This is a genomic window from Halorientalis pallida (assembly GCF_049605515.1).
In the GTDB taxonomy this organism is placed as follows: Archaea; Halobacteriota; Halobacteria; order Halobacteriales; family Haloarculaceae; genus Halorientalis; species Halorientalis pallida_A.
This window is the reverse complement of the sequence record NZ_CP187158.1, coordinates 2477936-2491427: the sequence shown is the minus strand read 5'-3', so window position 1 is coordinate 2491427 and position 13492 is coordinate 2477936. Positions and strand designations below refer to the sequence as shown.

The window sequence follows — 13492 nt, the reverse complement described above, 5'->3', positions numbered from 1 at the left end:
GCCGGGTCGGGCGCTAGATCGACTGCCCGAACGGCGCGTCGTTGTTGCGGCTCTGTTCTGCCTCGACGCCGATGTCGAAGGAGACGGAGTCGGACTGGACCTGGTTCCCGACCTCGAAGGGCAGTTCCCACTCGAAGCCGAGACACTGGGTGGTCACACCGGGGTACGGCTGGACGCCCGCCTCCTGGCGGTTGCCGTCGAGCAGGACGCCCTGTGATAGCTGGGCGAACACGTCGGTCATCGAGCCTTCGAGGATCTTCTGCTCGCCCGCGAGGACGATCTGTGCGATCTCCGCGTAGACGGTGTCGAGGTCGGCCGGATCGGGCGCGATGAACGCGTCGTCCGGGCTGGACGCGAGCGATTCGAGCAGGCTCGTGTTCGCGTTGCCCAGCGCGATGGTGAAGATGCGGATGCCCGCGTTCTGTGCCGCGGTGGCCGCGGACTGGGCCGCGCTTGCACTGGAGTTCCCGTCGCTCAGCAGGATCATGACCTTCGACGCACCCGCGGTCGCGTTGGTCCCGTTGAGGAGTTCGTCGGCCCCCTCGTTGATCCCGGCGGCGATGGAGGTCGACCCACCTGCCGAGTAGTTGTTGATCGCGGCTTTGACGGCCTGGTAGTTGGTCGTCAGCTCCTGGTCGGTCTGGGCCGACCCGCTGAACGAGATGGCCGCCGCCTCGTCGGGCGAGGACAGGTTGTCGACGAAGTCCGTCGCCGCGGTCTTCAGCGCCGACAGCGGCGTCCCCTGCATCGACCCGGACACGTCGCTCACGAGGGCGACTTCCAGTTCCTGTTGCTGGCCGGTGCCGGTCGGCTCGTAGACGTTGTCACAGTCCTCGTCGTACCAGACGCAGACCTGGATCTCGTCGGCGAGTTCGCCGATGCCGTCGGTGTCCGCTCCCTCGGCGTCGAGTTCGGGGTCGTTCTGGCCGTTCTCCGCGTTCTCGACGATGTCGCCGACCAGCCGGAGGTACGCCGGGTTGTCACAGATGTGGAGGCTGATCGTCACTTCGCCGGAGTCGCCGGGCTTGATGTCCTCCAGGGAGAACACCGGGATCTCGTCGCCGTTGACGAGGAACTCGTCGGCCTCGGGCGAACAGAACTGGAAGTCGTCGCCCTGGACGTAGTTCTCCCACTCCTGGAGGTCACCCGGGCTGGGTGCCTGACCGAGCAGGTAGACGCCGTCTTCGATCTCCTCGGCGTCCGGGTAGCCCATCGCCTGGACCGCACCGAGGCGGCCCGAACCGCCCGTGTAAGTCGCCTTGTAGTCGAGTTTGAGGTCGAGTGTCCCTGCGGTGAGGCTGTTTCCGAGGAACGATTCACTGTCGCTGAAGAACGCCGAGGTACCGAGGCCGGCGCCAGCAGAGGCGAGACCGATACCACCGAGTCCAGCGAGCACTTTGCGCCGGCTGAGGTCGTAGAGTTGGTTGTCGTCAGTCATTGTTCACGGGGAGGGGGTCGCGGTGGTGTTCGCGAACGGGGTGTCGTTGTTGCGGACCTGTTCGGTCTCGAAGACCAGATCGAAGGAGATGCCGTCGCCCTGGATCTCGTTGCCCACCTCGAAGGGCAGTTCGAGCAGGAGACAGAACTCGTAGGTGTCGGCCACCTCGGGGTCGCTCCCGTCGGCGTCGCTGCCGACCATCATCGGGTCGCCGTTGTCGTCCTTGACCACGTACCCGCCCGAGAGGACGCCGTCGGCCTCGACCGCGTTGGTGTAGTGGGCGTCGGGGCCCGCCACGCCGTCCTCGTCGGGGTCGGCGTAGTCGATGGTCAGGAGGTCGCTGGCGTTGTTGAACACGGGGTCGAGCGTCGAGAGACCCGCGCGGTCGCCGCTGTCGTCGTAGCTCTGCCAGACCGTGGTCAGCAAGGCGTTCCCCAGGTCGGCGTCGTTGTTCGCGTCGCCCTCCTCGGCCTGTTCGGGTTCGGGGTTCACACCGCCGGACTGCGCGAAGTTCTCCGTCGCGACCTGCACGTAGCCGGGGTTGGTCCCGACGCTGATCTCGAAGCAGATGATCGCCCAGTCGCCGGGCTTGATGTCGTCGACCTGCAGGCCCACGACCGGGTCCTCGCTGTCGGCGACGACCGAGATGTCGAGCCCGCCCTGGTCGACCCAGTAGTCGTTCGCGGCCACCACGTCGGCCGTGACGCTCATGTCGAGTGTCCCCGCGGTGAGGCTGTTCCCGACGAACGATTCGGAGTCACTGAAGTACGCGGAGGTACCGAGTCCCGCGCCCACGGAGGCGAGGCCCACGGCACCGAGGCCGGCGAGCATTTTGCGGCGCGAGAGGTCGTACAGTTTCGGGTTGTCGTCTGTCATGGTTGTTTTCCACCCCGCCCGGTCGCGTCCCACCCAGGGTCGGCCCGGTTCGGGTTATCTCCCTCCAGGTGGGACGGGGTATTACTTATGCAGTGATTCAGGGGTTACACGGCCTCAAACGGCCGTTTGTACGGTCTTGATACCGCTCTCGACCCGCAGAATATGGTGACCGTATCGCCTCCGATTGATCGCGTAGCCCCACCGTACCGGTCGGTCCGGCCCCCGTACCGATCCGTAACAGGCCGCTGACCGCTCGGTACGCGGACTATACGTAATATTCGGGGCCGCGTCCCTGGAATCAAGAATGTTTTCGCACGCGCCGATCCCGGAGTCGGACGTTCACCACCTGTTGAGCAACGCGCGGCGGCGCGAGACACTGGCGGCCCTGTGGCGCCGGCCCGAGGAAGTGACGCTCCGGGAACTGTCGGAACTGATCGCGGCCGCCGAGGCGGGCGTCACGCCCGCGCCACGGCCGTTGCGCGAGAGCGTCTACAACGCCTTGCACCAGACTCACCTCCCGAAACTGCAGGCGTTCGGCCTCGTCGACTACGACCCCGACCGGAAACTCGTCCGCCCGCGGCCCGAGAGTCGCCAGCTCCATCGCTACATGGACACCGTCAACGGCCTCGGCGTCACCTGGGGGGAGTACTACCGCGCGCTCGGGATCGGGGGCCTCTGTTCGGTCGTCGCGTCGCTGGCGGATCTGCCGGTGTTCGGTGCGGTCGATCCGCTCGTGTTCGCCAGCGGCTCGCTCGCCGTGTTCGCGCTCTCGACGGGCTACCAGTTGCTCGGCGGTCGGGGCGGTCGCCTGCGTGGACTGGTGAACGGACTCCGCTGACGAACGGACGGGAACCGAACCACTCGTTACTATTCTGGCGTTATATCCCCGCAAACTCCCACAATCGAGGCAAAATAGGTCCGATACACGCTAGGTTTTTATCTCGGATGACCACTACGATACTACGGGTGGGTTAATGGCAACTACGCAGGCGGCAGAACCAGCGGCGACTGACGAGGGGTCGCTGTCCACGGAGACGATATTCGAGACGTTGAGCAACAAGCGACGGCGCTACACCTTGCATTACCTGAAACGGATCGGCGAACCCGTGGCGATCAGGGACCTCTCCGAACAGCTCGCCGCCTGGGAGAACGGCGTCGAACGCGAGCAGGTCAAGCCCAAGGAACGCAAGCGCCTGTACACGGCCTTACACCAGACGCATCTCCCGAAGATGGATCGACTGGGTGTCGTAGCGTACGACAGCGACCGCGGCGTCGTGGCCCTGACCGAAGCCATCGACCAGTTCGACATCTACTTCGACCTGGTCGCCGCCGACGAGATCCCCTGGAGCCAGTTCTACCTCGCACTGGGAGGCGTGACGACCGCGCTCGTCGCCATCGCGGCGCTTGGCGTCCAGCCCTTCGCCAGCCTCGGCGGCTTCGGCTACGCCCTCGCCGTCACGCTGCTGTTTACCGCCGTGGCGAGCTACCACACGCTCCGTGACCAGCGTCGGGTCGTCGGCTCGGCCGACACGCCGCCCGAGACGACGATTCCGCCCGCCGACGAGATCGAGGCCACGTCCGACGGACGCGACGACTGAACGCACGCTCTTTTCCGATCACACGGTGCCGTCGCTCGCTCTGAAGTCGCTCGGAAAAATAGCGCCGACAGTCACTCCCCGAACCGAATCGCCGATCAGGCCACGTCCGCCGCCGTGGCTTCCGCCGCGTTCGCGTCCGCCCCGGTCTCGGGCACGTCGTCGCTGTCGGCTTCCGCCGTGTTCTCCGCGGCCTCGCGGAGTTCGGCTTCGATCTCCTGGCGTCCCTTCTTGAACTCGCCGAGTGCCTGCCCCGAGGATCGGGCCAGGGCTGGCAGTTTGTTCGCACCGAACAGCAACACGGCGATGCCGAGGATGATGAGCAGTTCCGGTCCACCGGGGACCCCCACGAACAGTTGGATGGTGTCCATGCCACTACTGGGGTGGCTGCGGGCATCAGTATGACAGCCGTACGTGGCAGTCGACTGAACGTTCTGGGCCTACGAAAACTCGAAGGATTCGATGCAGTGCTGACACCGGTCGGCGTCGATGGGCAGTTGCTCGGTCTCGTCCTCCCGGTCGTCGTCGTCCGGTGAGTACTGACAGTCGGTCTTGTGCCACTTTCCGCTCGATGACTGGACGTATTCCATGTGAACTACCCGTTGATTTCGACGTGTTCGCTCTCCCACCCGTGCCGGGGCCCGTGGGCACCGTTGCCGTGGTTGCTCTCCCCCGCGGCGTCGCCGTCGAACTCGCGCGTGACTTCCAGCCCCGTCGGGCCGTCCGGGCCAGCGATGGCGGCGAGACGGTCCCGCTGGAAGCCAGTGCAATCCTGCATGGTTGTATGCTGACAATCGTGGTCATAATTAGATTGGCGGTCGGTTCGGCTGGCCGGACCGCGCCGCCCCGCGCCCGCGGCGGTGTCGACGACTCCGATCACGACTTGTCGGTCCCGTGGACCCACTCCAGTGCGGCCTGCAGCCCCTTCTCGTCCCGAATCTCGCGGAACCGGGTCGCCGTCTCGCTCTCCATCGTGAGCGTCCCCAGCCCCTCGTCGAGGCGACCGTACCGCCGGTAGCCCTGGGTCTCCTGCACGTCGTTGACCATGTCCTTGACCAGCGCGACCGCGGCGCTCGGCGTCTTGCGGATGTGCTCGATCTCCGCGTCGACGGCCGCGCCCAGCTCGCCGTCGGGGACGACGCGGTTGACCAGCCCCATTGCCCGGGCGCGCTCGGCGTCGACGGTCTTGCCGGTGTAGAGCAACTCGCGGGCGTGTTTCAGCGAGTCGGTCACGAAGGGGAGGACGAACTTCGGCGGCGGTTCGCCGAAGTGCATGTCCGGATAGCCGAACTCCGACCGTTCGGTCGCGAACGTCAGGTCACAGGCCAGCGCGAGGTTACACCCGCCCGCCAGCGCGGGGCCGTCGACGGCGGCGATCACGGGCAGTCGCGAGGAGAAGATCGCCTCCAGGTGGGTCCGCTGATCGAGAATCCGGTCGTCGACCGACCGCTCCGGTTCCTCCGCGCCGATGTCGTACCCCGCCGAAAACGCCTCGCCGTAGCCGGCGACGACGACGACCCGCACGTCCTCGTCCGCGTCGGCCCGGTCGAGTGCATCCTCGAACTCGTCGAGTAGCGTCTCGTTCAGCGCGTTCATCGCGTCGGGCCGGTCGAGGCGGACGTGAGCCGCGGCCTCGTCGCGTTCGTACTCTATCGTGCTGTACTGTGTCACGGTGTGGCTCTCGCGGGGCGAACTGATAATTCTATCTGCGCCAGGACCGCGAAGGGCCGTCGGGGCGGGGCCGTCCTGCCGTTTCGGCCGCCGTTCCGACCGCAGTACGTAAGTCCCATGGGCCCGTACACGTGCTGAATGGACGCCAGTTCGTATCGCGAGGCGATCTACGACGTCTTCGCCGATACGACACGAGCGGCAGACGAGCAGATCGACCGGGCGCTCGACCTCGGTACCGAATACCTCGGTCTCTCCATCGGCTTTCTCACCCGGATCGACGACGGGACCCAGGAGATCGTCCAGGCGACGGGCGACCACGAGTTGCTCCAGCCGGGCGAGACCTGTCCGCTCGACGAGGCCTACTGCCGCCGGACGCTCGAAACCGACAGCCCGCTGGCCGTGGGCGACGCGGCGGCCTCGCCGGCGATCGCGGACCGAGCGATCCGGACCTTCGGACTCGGTACCTACCTCGGCGCGAAAGTCGTCGTCGACGACGCCGTCTACGGCACGATCTGTTTCGCCGACCGGGACGAACGCGACGTGCCCTTCTCCGAGACCGAGGAGCTGTTCATCGAACTGGTCGCGAAGCAGGTCGGACAGGCAATCGAACGGCGGCGCCACGAGCGGGAACTGCGCGAGGAGAAACGCCGGTTCGAGGGCATCGCGGAGACGAGTTTCGACGTGCTCTTTCGGATCGACCGCGACGGGACCTTCACCTACGTCTCGGCCGCCGTCGAACGGGTCCTGGGCTACGAGCCGGCGACGCTGGTCGGCACCGGATTTCCCGAGTTTCTCGCCCCGTCCGCGGTCGAGACGGCGATGAACGCCTACTCGCAGGTACTCGGCGGCGAGACCGTCGAGGCACTCGAAGTGGAGTTTCTGGACACCGACGACGAGGTCGTGGTCCTCGAGATCAACGGCACGCCCATCACCGACGACGGCGCGGTCGTCGGCGTGCAGGGCGTGGGGCGTGACGTGACCGCACGCCGGGAGCGCGAGCGTGAACTCCGGATCAAAAACCGCGCGATGGACGAGGCCGACATCGGCATCTCCATCGCCGACGCCCGCGAGGGTGACAACTCGCTGATCTACGTCAACGACGGGTTCCAGCGGCTGACCGGGTACGACGAGGCCGAACTGCTGGGGCGGAACTGCCGCTTTCTCCAGGGCGAGGCGACCGACCCCGACACCGTCGCGACGCTGGCCGAACGGATCGACGCCCAGGAGCCGGTGACAGTCGAGATCCTCAACTACCGGGCCGACGGTTCCCCCTTCTGGAACCGGGTCCGGATCAACCCCATCGAGAACGGCGCCGGCGAGGTCACCCACTATCTGGGATTCCAGGACGACGTGACCGAGCGCAAACGCACCGAACGGCTCGTCGAGTTGCTCAACCGCGTCCTCCGGCACAACCTGCGCAACGACATGAACGCCCTCCTCCTGTTCGGCGACCAGCTCCAGGAGGGCACCATCCCGGACACCGAAGCCATGGGCGGCCGCATCCGGGCGACCGCCGAGCGACTCACCGAGTTGAGCGAGCAGGCCCGCCGCCTCGAACGGTACGCTCGCCAGGAGCGCGCCCCGCGCCGACTCGACCCGTCGACGGTCCTCGACGACGTGGCGACGGCCGCCCGATCACGACACCCCGAGGCGACGGTCGAGGTGTCCGTCCGGACCGACCGCGGGATCTGTGCCGGCGCGGAACTCGAACGGGCGCTCTCGGAACTCGTCGAGAACGCGCTGAAACACGATCCCGCATCCGAGCCGCGGGTCGCAGTCACCGTCGTCGACGACGGCGAGTGGATCGAATGCACCGTCACCGACGACGGCCCGGGCATCAGCGAGCAGGAGACCGCCATGATCGCACAGGGCGAGGAGACGGCCCTCGAACACGGGTCCGGACTCGGCCTCTGGCTCGTCAACTGGATCGTGACCCGCTACGGCGGCTCCTTCCAGGTCCGGCCCCGCGACGGAGCCGACGGCACCGTCGCGACCGTCCGCGTCCCCGCCATCGAGGCCGACCAGACCGTCGAGGCCGTCGCCCGCCGTCCCACCGTCCTGTTCCGCTGACCCCCGTCGGCGCACCGCCGCCCCACCGTCCCGTTCCGTCGACCCACAGGTACTAGCGAGTGGGAGCCCTAGTCGGGTCGTGACCGAGCAGGCCTACCGCTGTCTGAACTGCCTCGACCGCGAGGTGACTCGCCCCTTCGACGTGTCCCACCTCTCGCGGACCTGCGATACCTGCGACGAGTTCGCACGCTTCGTCAACGGGACCGTTCTGGCCCAGTTCGAGCAGTTCGAGGCCGACCCACCGGCCGAGCTGGACTGGGCCCGACTCGACCGCACGAAGAAGCTGTTCGTCGCCGAGCGACTCGTCCGCCACGGCCACACGCTCGACGACTTCGAGATGGAACCCGCCGAGGACTGATCGCTTTCGTCGCCGCCACCCGCGATGGGACCGCGCAGAGTCACTCGCGGCCGCGCTCGACCGCCGCGCCGAGTTCGCGGGTCGCCGCCGCGGGGTCGTCGGCGGCCGTGATCGCCGAGATGACCGCCACGCCGTCGGCCCCGGCCTCGATCACCGCTGCGGCGTTGTCCGGTTTCACGCCGCCGATACCGACGAAGGGGATCTCGACCGCCTCGGCTACCGCCCGAATCCGGTCGAGACCGATCTCGGTCCCCTCGGGGTCGGTGTCCTTCGAGTCCGTCGGGTACACCGCGCCGACGCCGAGGTAGTCCGCCCCCGCCCGCTCGGCCTCGCGGGCCGCCTCGGGCGTCGAGACCGACCGGCCGACGATGGCGTCCTCGCCCAGCCGGTCGCGGGCCACGGAGATCGGCAGGTCCGCGTCGCCGAGATGGACGCCGTCGGCGTCGACGGCCGCAGCGAGGTCGACCCGGTCGTTGACGATCAGCGGCACGTCCGCGTCGCGGGTCAGCTCCCGGAGTTCCAGCCCGAGGTCGTAGCGGTCCCGTGCGGGCATCTCCTTCTCCCGGAGCTGTACCACGTCGATCCCCCCGTCGATGGCCCCTTCGACGATCTCGACCGTCGAGCGGCCCGCCGAGATCGCCTCGGCGGTCACGAGGTACGTGTCGAGGTTCATGGCTGTGTCCTCGGTGCGCCGATGGGATGTGGATTGGGTTCGGTGGCGGGTGACCCCTGGATCGCCGCCCGCTCGGGGGTTGGTGACAAGTCTTGGGGCTGGTCGACTCCGCAACACATATTACCGGCTGTAGCCAAGCACGTGATAGCCCGTTCACACGCCCCCGTCTGGGGGTTCGACGGGAGACGGCCAGTCCCCTGGGGTAGTGGCCAATCCTGAAGCCTTCTGGGGGCTTCGACACAGGTTCGAATCCTGTGGGGACTATTCCTTCGCGACCGACCATCGAGGAGCGCCGAGTGTCTTCGCCTCTCCGCAACCGACAGCGCCCCGTCTGTGGCCCTGCTGTGGCCTGCCATCCCGTCGCAATATCGGCGGGAACCGACGCGTTTTGAAGCGAGAATCGACTCGGGATAGACATGAGCGCGTTCGTCTGGGTCGCCGTGGCGACGCTCGGTGTCGTCCCGTATCTCTACCGGGGGTGGCACCACGAGGACTCTTTGCTGTCGGAGACCAGTGCCTACGGAACTGCTCGCGCCGAGTCCCGCGAGGGGTCACACCTCGACCTCGCGCTCGGGGAGTCCGACGACGAGGTGGCGTGTCTGAACTGCGGGACGGCGAACGAGCCGACCTTCTCGTTCTGCCGGCAGTGTGAGACGCCGCTGTGCTGATCAGTCGTCGGCGGGCTGTTCGTTCGCCGGTGGGTCCTCGGCTGGTTTGTCCCGCGACGCTGGCCCGTCATCACCGGCCCGTCGCCAGGTCGTCGGGTCGTAGAGGCGCTGCACTTCGCCGCCCTGCTGTCGGATGGCGACGGCGGTGGTGAACAGGAAGGCTCCGGCGAGTACGGTGCCGACGAGGGCGAGGCCGTCGCCCAGCGGTGCGCCGGGGAGCGAGAGCGCGACGGTGTGGTCGGCGACGGCGACGACGGCGAACGCGAGCAGGGCGGGTGTGAACTGGCGGGTGAACGCGGCGATGCTGGTCCCTTCCTCGGTGCGGACGGTGCCGACGGCGTGGTAGAGGGTGTAGGCGGTGGCCAGCAGGAGGCCGACGACTTCCAGGCCGGCGACGGCGGTGGCGCTGGCGAACAGGTAGGCCAGCCACCAGGCGGCGACGAAACCGGCGACGACGGTCGGGCCGACCCACTGGAGCGTGTCGTCACTGACCAGCGACGGGCCGCCGACCGAGCGGTGGATGGCCCGCACACCGATGGCGGCAAAGAGGAACACGAACAGGGTCGCCCCACGGCGGAAGGAGCCCGCGGGGGCGACGCCGGCGGTTTCGGCGATGCCCGCGAGGCCGTAGACGGCGGCCGCGCCGACGCCGACGGCGAGGTAGCGCCACCGCTCGCGGTACGGGCCGGCCAGGATCTGCCGCGCGTACTGCCTGAGATACCAGAGCAAACAGCCGGCGGCGGCCACGACGGTCAGATAGCCGAGATAGCGTGCGACCGTCAGTGTCGCGGCCGGATCGGTCTGTGCAGGGGGCATGTCTGTTCACTCGGGTCGGACGGCAAAGAACGGATCGTTCGTTCCCAGTTTCCCGAAACTGGCTCCGAAACGAACTCCTCCCGGACGGCCGGCAGGATGATTGCGCCGCTCACAGCGTGACGGTCGCGAGGTCGGATTCGAGCTCGTCGACGTACTCGTTGTAGGCTTCGACGAAGCCGGAGAACTGGGGCGCGTACTCCCGGAGGTCGGGCGCGGCCGGCGGGGCGTACTGGGAGAGCAGGTAGATGCCGCCCTCGCCGCCGACGCGGAGGTAGGAGGTGCCGTCCTCGTCCCACTTGAGTTCCCAGCGGGTGCCGTCGACGCGGGTGGCGAAGGTGCCGTAGTCGCCGCCCTCGTACCGGCGGAGGGCGTGGGCGATGGCGTCGCAGGTGTCACGGATCGCGCCGACGATGCGGTCGCGCTCGGCGACGACGCCGTCCACGGGCGCGGGGTCGGGGAACTCGGTGGGCGAATCGTCGAGGACGCCTTCGAGGCTCGTGACGTAGTCGTCGAACGCGGCGACGAAGGCGTCGTAGTCGGCCAGTGCGGTCGCCAGCGGTTCGGGTTCGGGTGGTCGTTTCGTCGAGACCACGTAGACCTCGCTCCCCGACTTCGGGTCGAACCGGAGGTACTCCAGATCGCCGGCCTCGTACTTGACCGTCCACGCGCCGCCGTCGGTGTCGACGGTCCGCTGGCCGTAGTCACCGCCCTGGAGGCGGGCGAGAGCGTAGGCGATCTGCCCCGTGTGGTCGCGAACTGCGGCCACCACCTCGTCGCGGCGGTCGGCCACTGCCTCGGCGTCCGTGATATCGATGTCGGGCCAGCCGGTCATCACCGACGGGAGGGGGGCGGTGGGGATAACGGCTGTGTTCCCGGCGGTCGGGGGCCCGGTTCAGCGGTCGCTTTTCTTCCGGTACCAGACCCGTTCGCCGACGGGCGAGTCGTCGGCGGGGACGTCGAGGCGGGAGACGAACAGGTCTCGGACGGCGAGGGTGACGTGCAGGTCGACGGCGGTGCCGTCGTCGTCGACGGTGACCACGCAGTGGCCGTCCCGCTCGTCGAGGGCGGTGATCCGGCCGGTCGCCCACCGGTCGTGGTCGTGGCTCGGCTCGCGGGCGTGGATACGGTCGTGGTTCACACGCGGTGTTGGGGTCGCCGGCACAAAACCTCTCAGTAGTCGCCCAGGACGCCCAGCCGTCGCGCCCGACGGGTCGCGCGCTGGAAGATCAGGTAGCCCAGCGCGAGGTAGCCGACGGCGGTGCCGACCAGCACGGCCAGGTCGACCACTGGGAAGTCCCAGAGGCGAGTGCCGTCGATCATGGCCCGCTGGAGGAGCGCGCTCCCCTGGGCCAGCGGCAGGAAGCGGGTCCAGCCGAGATCGAAGGCGGGGGCGGAAATCAGGACGATGAAGCCGAACTGGAGGAGGTTGAGCCAGTTGCCGATGCGTTTGTAGAGAACGGAGACGCCGCCGGCGGCGAAGCCCAGGCCCAGCACGGAGGTGATGCTCAGGACGGCGACGACGACGGTCGTCAGGAGGTTCAACTGGAGTGTCGTCCCCGTAATCACGAGCATGACCGCGAGGATCACCGACGAGATCAGGAAGGTGCGGACGACCTTCGCGACGCCCTTGAGCAGGGCGACGGGGGCGAACCCGAACGGGGTCATGATGTGCCGTTCGAGGGTGCCCCACTGGACCTCGCTGCCGATGTCGTTGGAGATCGAGGAGTACGCGCCGACCGAGAGGGTCCACAGGAAGTAGCCGACGACGATGCCCTCGATGGAGTCGGTGAGCGCCTGGCCGGCGAGCATCCGCCCGCCGTAAAAGAGCAGGGCGAAAAAGACCAGCGAGAAGACGAGGCCCCCGGCGGCGTTGGCGGGATAGCGGACGAAGATCAGGTACTCCCGGTAGAGGACCGCTTTGGCGAGATCGAGGTAGCCGGCGGGGCGGCTCTCGGCGGGGGCGTCGCTCACCGGGAGTCACCGCCATTGTGCCCGGGTTCGCTCTCGCCGGTCAACTCGACGAACACGTCCTCCAGATTCGGTTCGACCGTCGCGACGCTGGCGAGGGTGACGTTCCGCTCCCGGAGCAGGGCGGTCAGGTCGTAGAACCCGTCGCTGTCGGTCGCGACTTCGACCGTCGTGGTTCCCTCTCGGGTCGTCGCGTCGGTCACGTCGAAGCGGTCGCGGACGGTCGCGAGCGTGTCGGCGTCGAGGTCGGGGCTGGTGAGCCGGAACGCGCTGGTCTCGAAGCCCTGCCGGAGGTTCGCCACGGTGTCGTCGGCCACAACCTGCCCGTCGTTCATGATGACGACCCGATCACAGACGGCCTCGATCACGTCCATGTCGTGACTGCTGATGATGGCGGTCAGGCCGCGTTCCTCGACGATCCGCCGGAGTTCCCGGCGCAGGGTCAGCGAACTCTCCACGTCCAGCCCCAGCGTGGGCTCGTCGAGAAAGACCACGTCGGCGTCGCTGGCGAGGACGCTGGCCAGCGACACCTTCTGTTTCATGCCCCGCGAGAGGTTCCGGACCGGTTCGTCGGCCTTCTCCGCGAGGCCGAACTGGTCGAGCAGGCGGTCGTGGCGGTCGGCCACGGAGTCGGGAGCGACCCCGCCGATGGTGGCGAAGTAGCGCAGGTTCTCCCGGACGGTGAGCCGCCAGTAGTCGTTGCGCGCGCCCTCCAGCATCGCGTCGACGCGGGCGTAGGCCCGCCGGGGGTCCTCGGCCACGTCGATCCCCTGGACCCGAACGGTGCCCGCGTCGGGCAACACCATCCCCAGGATCGACTTGATCGTCGTCGTCTTCCCCGCGCCGTTGGGGCCGAGCAGGCCGACGACCGAGCCGGGTTCGATCCGGAGCGACACGTCGTCGACCGCCGTCACGGCGTCCTCGCCGCTCCCGAACCGCTTCGTGAGCCCCTCGACGGCGATGGCCGCTGGCACGTCGCCGTCCCGGCTTCGCTCGCCGTCGCTCGTCACGTCCGGCCGGGGCTGGACCCCGGCCGTCCCCTGTCGGCTGGTCACTGAAGCGCTGTACGTGTGGGACGAAGAAAAGGAGCCCGCCGTGTGGTAGTGACTCACTAACGTAATGAAAGACCATGAGGTTTAAGATCCTGGGTGTCGCAGGGTTGGGTACGGACGGAAGTCCGTGAGTACCACAATGACAGCTCGACAGCGGACAGACGCCGACGGTCGACCAGCCCCGATGGTTCCGGAGACGCCCACGCGACGCGTCCAGCCCGACGGCGGGCGCGCGACGACGGCATCGAACGGCAAAGTGGTACTCGCGGAACGCGACGCACCCGTCGTCCCGGACCTCTCCTGAGGA

At 67.9% G+C, this 13492-nt stretch carries 18 protein-coding genes; 6 read left to right on the top strand and 12 right to left on the bottom strand.

The features are described from left to right. Positions 1–13 precede the first annotated feature (13 nt). Positions 14–1438, bottom strand: a complete 1425-nt coding sequence (locus tag ACOZ4N_RS14390; RefSeq protein ID WP_424017057.1) for a VWA domain-containing protein — start codon at positions 1436–1438, stop codon at positions 14–16. 3 nt (positions 1439–1441) lie between these two features. Further along, positions 1442–2314, bottom strand: coding sequence for a SipW-dependent-type signal peptide-containing protein (locus ACOZ4N_RS14385; RefSeq protein ID WP_424017056.1), 873 nt, complete (start codon positions 2312–2314; stop codon positions 1442–1444). Between the two features lie 304 nt (positions 2315–2618). Between ACOZ4N_RS14385 and ACOZ4N_RS14380 the strand changes: the two genes are divergently transcribed. After that, positions 2619–3152 (top strand): DUF7344 domain-containing protein, encoded by a 534-nt coding sequence (locus ACOZ4N_RS14380; protein ID WP_424017055.1) that lies wholly within the window; start codon positions 2619–2621, stop codon positions 3150–3152. Between the two features lie 136 nt (positions 3153–3288). Continuing rightward, a complete protein-coding gene (locus ACOZ4N_RS14375) occupies positions 3289–3912 on the top strand; it encodes a DUF7344 domain-containing protein (protein WP_424017054.1) in 624 nt (207 codons plus the stop codon). A gap of 95 nt (positions 3913–4007) precedes the next feature. Here the strand turns inward: ACOZ4N_RS14375 and ACOZ4N_RS14370 are convergent, their stop codons facing one another. The 4 genes from ACOZ4N_RS14370 to ACOZ4N_RS14355 form a co-directional block, all read right to left on the bottom strand. After that, the gene (locus ACOZ4N_RS14370) at positions 4008–4280 is read right to left on the bottom strand and encodes a Sec-independent protein translocase subunit TatA/TatB (RefSeq protein ID WP_424017053.1); all 273 of its coding nucleotides are present in this window, start codon (positions 4278–4280) and stop codon (positions 4008–4010) included. Positions 4281–4349: 69 nt separating this feature from the next. After that, positions 4350–4499 (bottom strand): hypothetical protein, encoded by a 150-nt coding sequence (locus ACOZ4N_RS14365; RefSeq protein ID WP_424017052.1) that lies wholly within the window; start codon positions 4497–4499, stop codon positions 4350–4352. Positions 4500–4504: 5 nt separating this feature from the next. Then, on the bottom strand, positions 4505–4687 hold the full coding sequence (locus ACOZ4N_RS14360; RefSeq protein WP_424017051.1) for a hypothetical protein: 183 nt from the start codon (positions 4685–4687) through the stop codon (positions 4505–4507). Positions 4688–4785: 98 nt separating this feature from the next. After that, the gene (locus ACOZ4N_RS14355; protein ID WP_424017050.1) at positions 4786–5580 is read right to left on the bottom strand and encodes an enoyl-CoA hydratase/isomerase family protein; all 795 of its coding nucleotides are present in this window, start codon (positions 5578–5580) and stop codon (positions 4786–4788) included. Positions 5581–5718: 138 nt separating this feature from the next. On the opposite strand from ACOZ4N_RS14355, the gene ACOZ4N_RS14350 reads away from it, so the two are divergent. Together ACOZ4N_RS14350 and ACOZ4N_RS14345 are read left to right on the top strand one after the other, a co-directional pair. Then, positions 5719–7650 carry a PAS domain S-box protein gene (locus ACOZ4N_RS14350; RefSeq protein ID WP_424017049.1) on the top strand — a complete coding sequence of 644 codons (1932 nt, stop codon included), beginning with the start codon at positions 5719–5721 and terminating at the stop codon, positions 7648–7650. A 79-nt stretch (positions 7651–7729) separates the two neighbouring features. Continuing rightward, positions 7730–8008, top strand: a complete 279-nt coding sequence (locus ACOZ4N_RS14345) for a hypothetical protein (RefSeq protein WP_424017048.1) — start codon at positions 7730–7732, stop codon at positions 8006–8008. Between the two features lie 40 nt (positions 8009–8048). On the opposite strand, the gene thiE is transcribed toward ACOZ4N_RS14345, so the two are convergent. Next, positions 8049–8681, bottom strand: a complete 633-nt coding sequence (gene thiE / locus ACOZ4N_RS14340) for a thiamine phosphate synthase (protein WP_424017047.1) — start codon at positions 8679–8681, stop codon at positions 8049–8051. Between the two features lie 416 nt (positions 8682–9097). On the opposite strand from thiE, the gene ACOZ4N_RS14335 reads away from it, so the two are divergent. Beyond that, positions 9098–9349 carry a DUF7577 domain-containing protein gene (locus tag ACOZ4N_RS14335; protein WP_424017046.1) on the top strand — a complete coding sequence of 84 codons (252 nt, stop codon included), beginning with the start codon at positions 9098–9100 and terminating at the stop codon, positions 9347–9349. Here ACOZ4N_RS14335 and ACOZ4N_RS14330 read toward each other — a convergent pair whose 3' ends face one another. The 5 genes from ACOZ4N_RS14330 to ACOZ4N_RS14310 form a co-directional block, all read right to left on the bottom strand. Then, the gene (locus ACOZ4N_RS14330) at positions 9350–10165 is read right to left on the bottom strand and encodes a hypothetical protein (RefSeq protein WP_424017045.1); all 816 of its coding nucleotides are present in this window, start codon (positions 10163–10165) and stop codon (positions 9350–9352) included. A gap of 109 nt (positions 10166–10274) precedes the next feature. Further along, complete coding sequence (locus ACOZ4N_RS14325; protein WP_424017044.1) at positions 10275–10997, bottom strand: hypothetical protein; 723 nt, start codon at positions 10995–10997, stop codon at positions 10275–10277. Between the two features lie 60 nt (positions 10998–11057). Next, positions 11058–11303 (bottom strand): hypothetical protein, encoded by a 246-nt coding sequence (locus ACOZ4N_RS14320; RefSeq protein ID WP_424017043.1) that lies wholly within the window; start codon positions 11301–11303, stop codon positions 11058–11060. A gap of 32 nt (positions 11304–11335) precedes the next feature. Then, positions 11336–12136 (bottom strand): ABC transporter permease, encoded by an 801-nt coding sequence (locus ACOZ4N_RS14315; protein WP_424017042.1) that lies wholly within the window; start codon positions 12134–12136, stop codon positions 11336–11338. After that, positions 12133–13143, bottom strand: a complete 1011-nt coding sequence (locus tag ACOZ4N_RS14310; protein ID WP_424019960.1) for an ATP-binding cassette domain-containing protein — start codon at positions 13141–13143, stop codon at positions 12133–12135. The genes ACOZ4N_RS14315 and ACOZ4N_RS14310 overlap by 4 nt, the downstream gene beginning before the upstream one ends. A gap of 181 nt (positions 13144–13324) precedes the next feature. Between ACOZ4N_RS14310 and ACOZ4N_RS14305 the strand changes: the two genes are divergently transcribed. Beyond that, positions 13325–13489, top strand: a complete 165-nt coding sequence (locus ACOZ4N_RS14305; protein ID WP_217630121.1) for a hypothetical protein — start codon at positions 13325–13327, stop codon at positions 13487–13489. Positions 13490–13492 lie beyond the last annotated feature (3 nt).

What these genes read in the sequence shown, in the direction of transcription:
- ACOZ4N_RS14330 (WP_424017045.1), bottom strand. Translation starts at nt 10,165, where the DNA reads ATGCCCCCTGCACAGACCGATCCGGCCGCGACACTGACGGTCGCACGC.
- ACOZ4N_RS14365 (WP_424017052.1), bottom strand. Translation starts at nt 4,499, where the DNA reads ATGGAATACGTCCAGTCATCGAGCGGAAAGTGGCACAAGACCGACTGT.
- ACOZ4N_RS14305 (WP_217630121.1), top strand. Translation starts at nt 13,325, where the DNA reads ATGACAGCTCGACAGCGGACAGACGCCGACGGTCGACCAGCCCCGATG.
- ACOZ4N_RS14380 (WP_424017055.1), top strand. Translation starts at nt 2,619, where the DNA reads ATGTTTTCGCACGCGCCGATCCCGGAGTCGGACGTTCACCACCTGTTG.
- ACOZ4N_RS14350 (WP_424017049.1), top strand. Translation starts at nt 5,719, where the DNA reads ATGGACGCCAGTTCGTATCGCGAGGCGATCTACGACGTCTTCGCCGAT.
- ACOZ4N_RS14360 (WP_424017051.1), bottom strand. Translation starts at nt 4,687, where the DNA reads ATGCAGGATTGCACTGGCTTCCAGCGGGACCGTCTCGCCGCCATCGCT.
- ACOZ4N_RS14335 (WP_424017046.1), top strand. Translation starts at nt 9,098, where the DNA reads ATGAGCGCGTTCGTCTGGGTCGCCGTGGCGACGCTCGGTGTCGTCCCG.
- ACOZ4N_RS14385 (WP_424017056.1), bottom strand. Translation starts at nt 2,314, where the DNA reads ATGACAGACGACAACCCGAAACTGTACGACCTCTCGCGCCGCAAAATG.
- ACOZ4N_RS14325 (WP_424017044.1), bottom strand. Translation starts at nt 10,997, where the DNA reads ATGACCGGCTGGCCCGACATCGATATCACGGACGCCGAGGCAGTGGCC.
- ACOZ4N_RS14375 (WP_424017054.1), top strand. Translation starts at nt 3,289, where the DNA reads ATGGCAACTACGCAGGCGGCAGAACCAGCGGCGACTGACGAGGGGTCG.
- ACOZ4N_RS14370 (WP_424017053.1), bottom strand. Translation starts at nt 4,280, where the DNA reads ATGGACACCATCCAACTGTTCGTGGGGGTCCCCGGTGGACCGGAACTG.
- thiE (WP_424017047.1), bottom strand. Translation starts at nt 8,681, where the DNA reads ATGAACCTCGACACGTACCTCGTGACCGCCGAGGCGATCTCGGCGGGC.
- ACOZ4N_RS14390 (WP_424017057.1), bottom strand. Translation starts at nt 1,438, where the DNA reads ATGACTGACGACAACCAACTCTACGACCTCAGCCGGCGCAAAGTGCTC.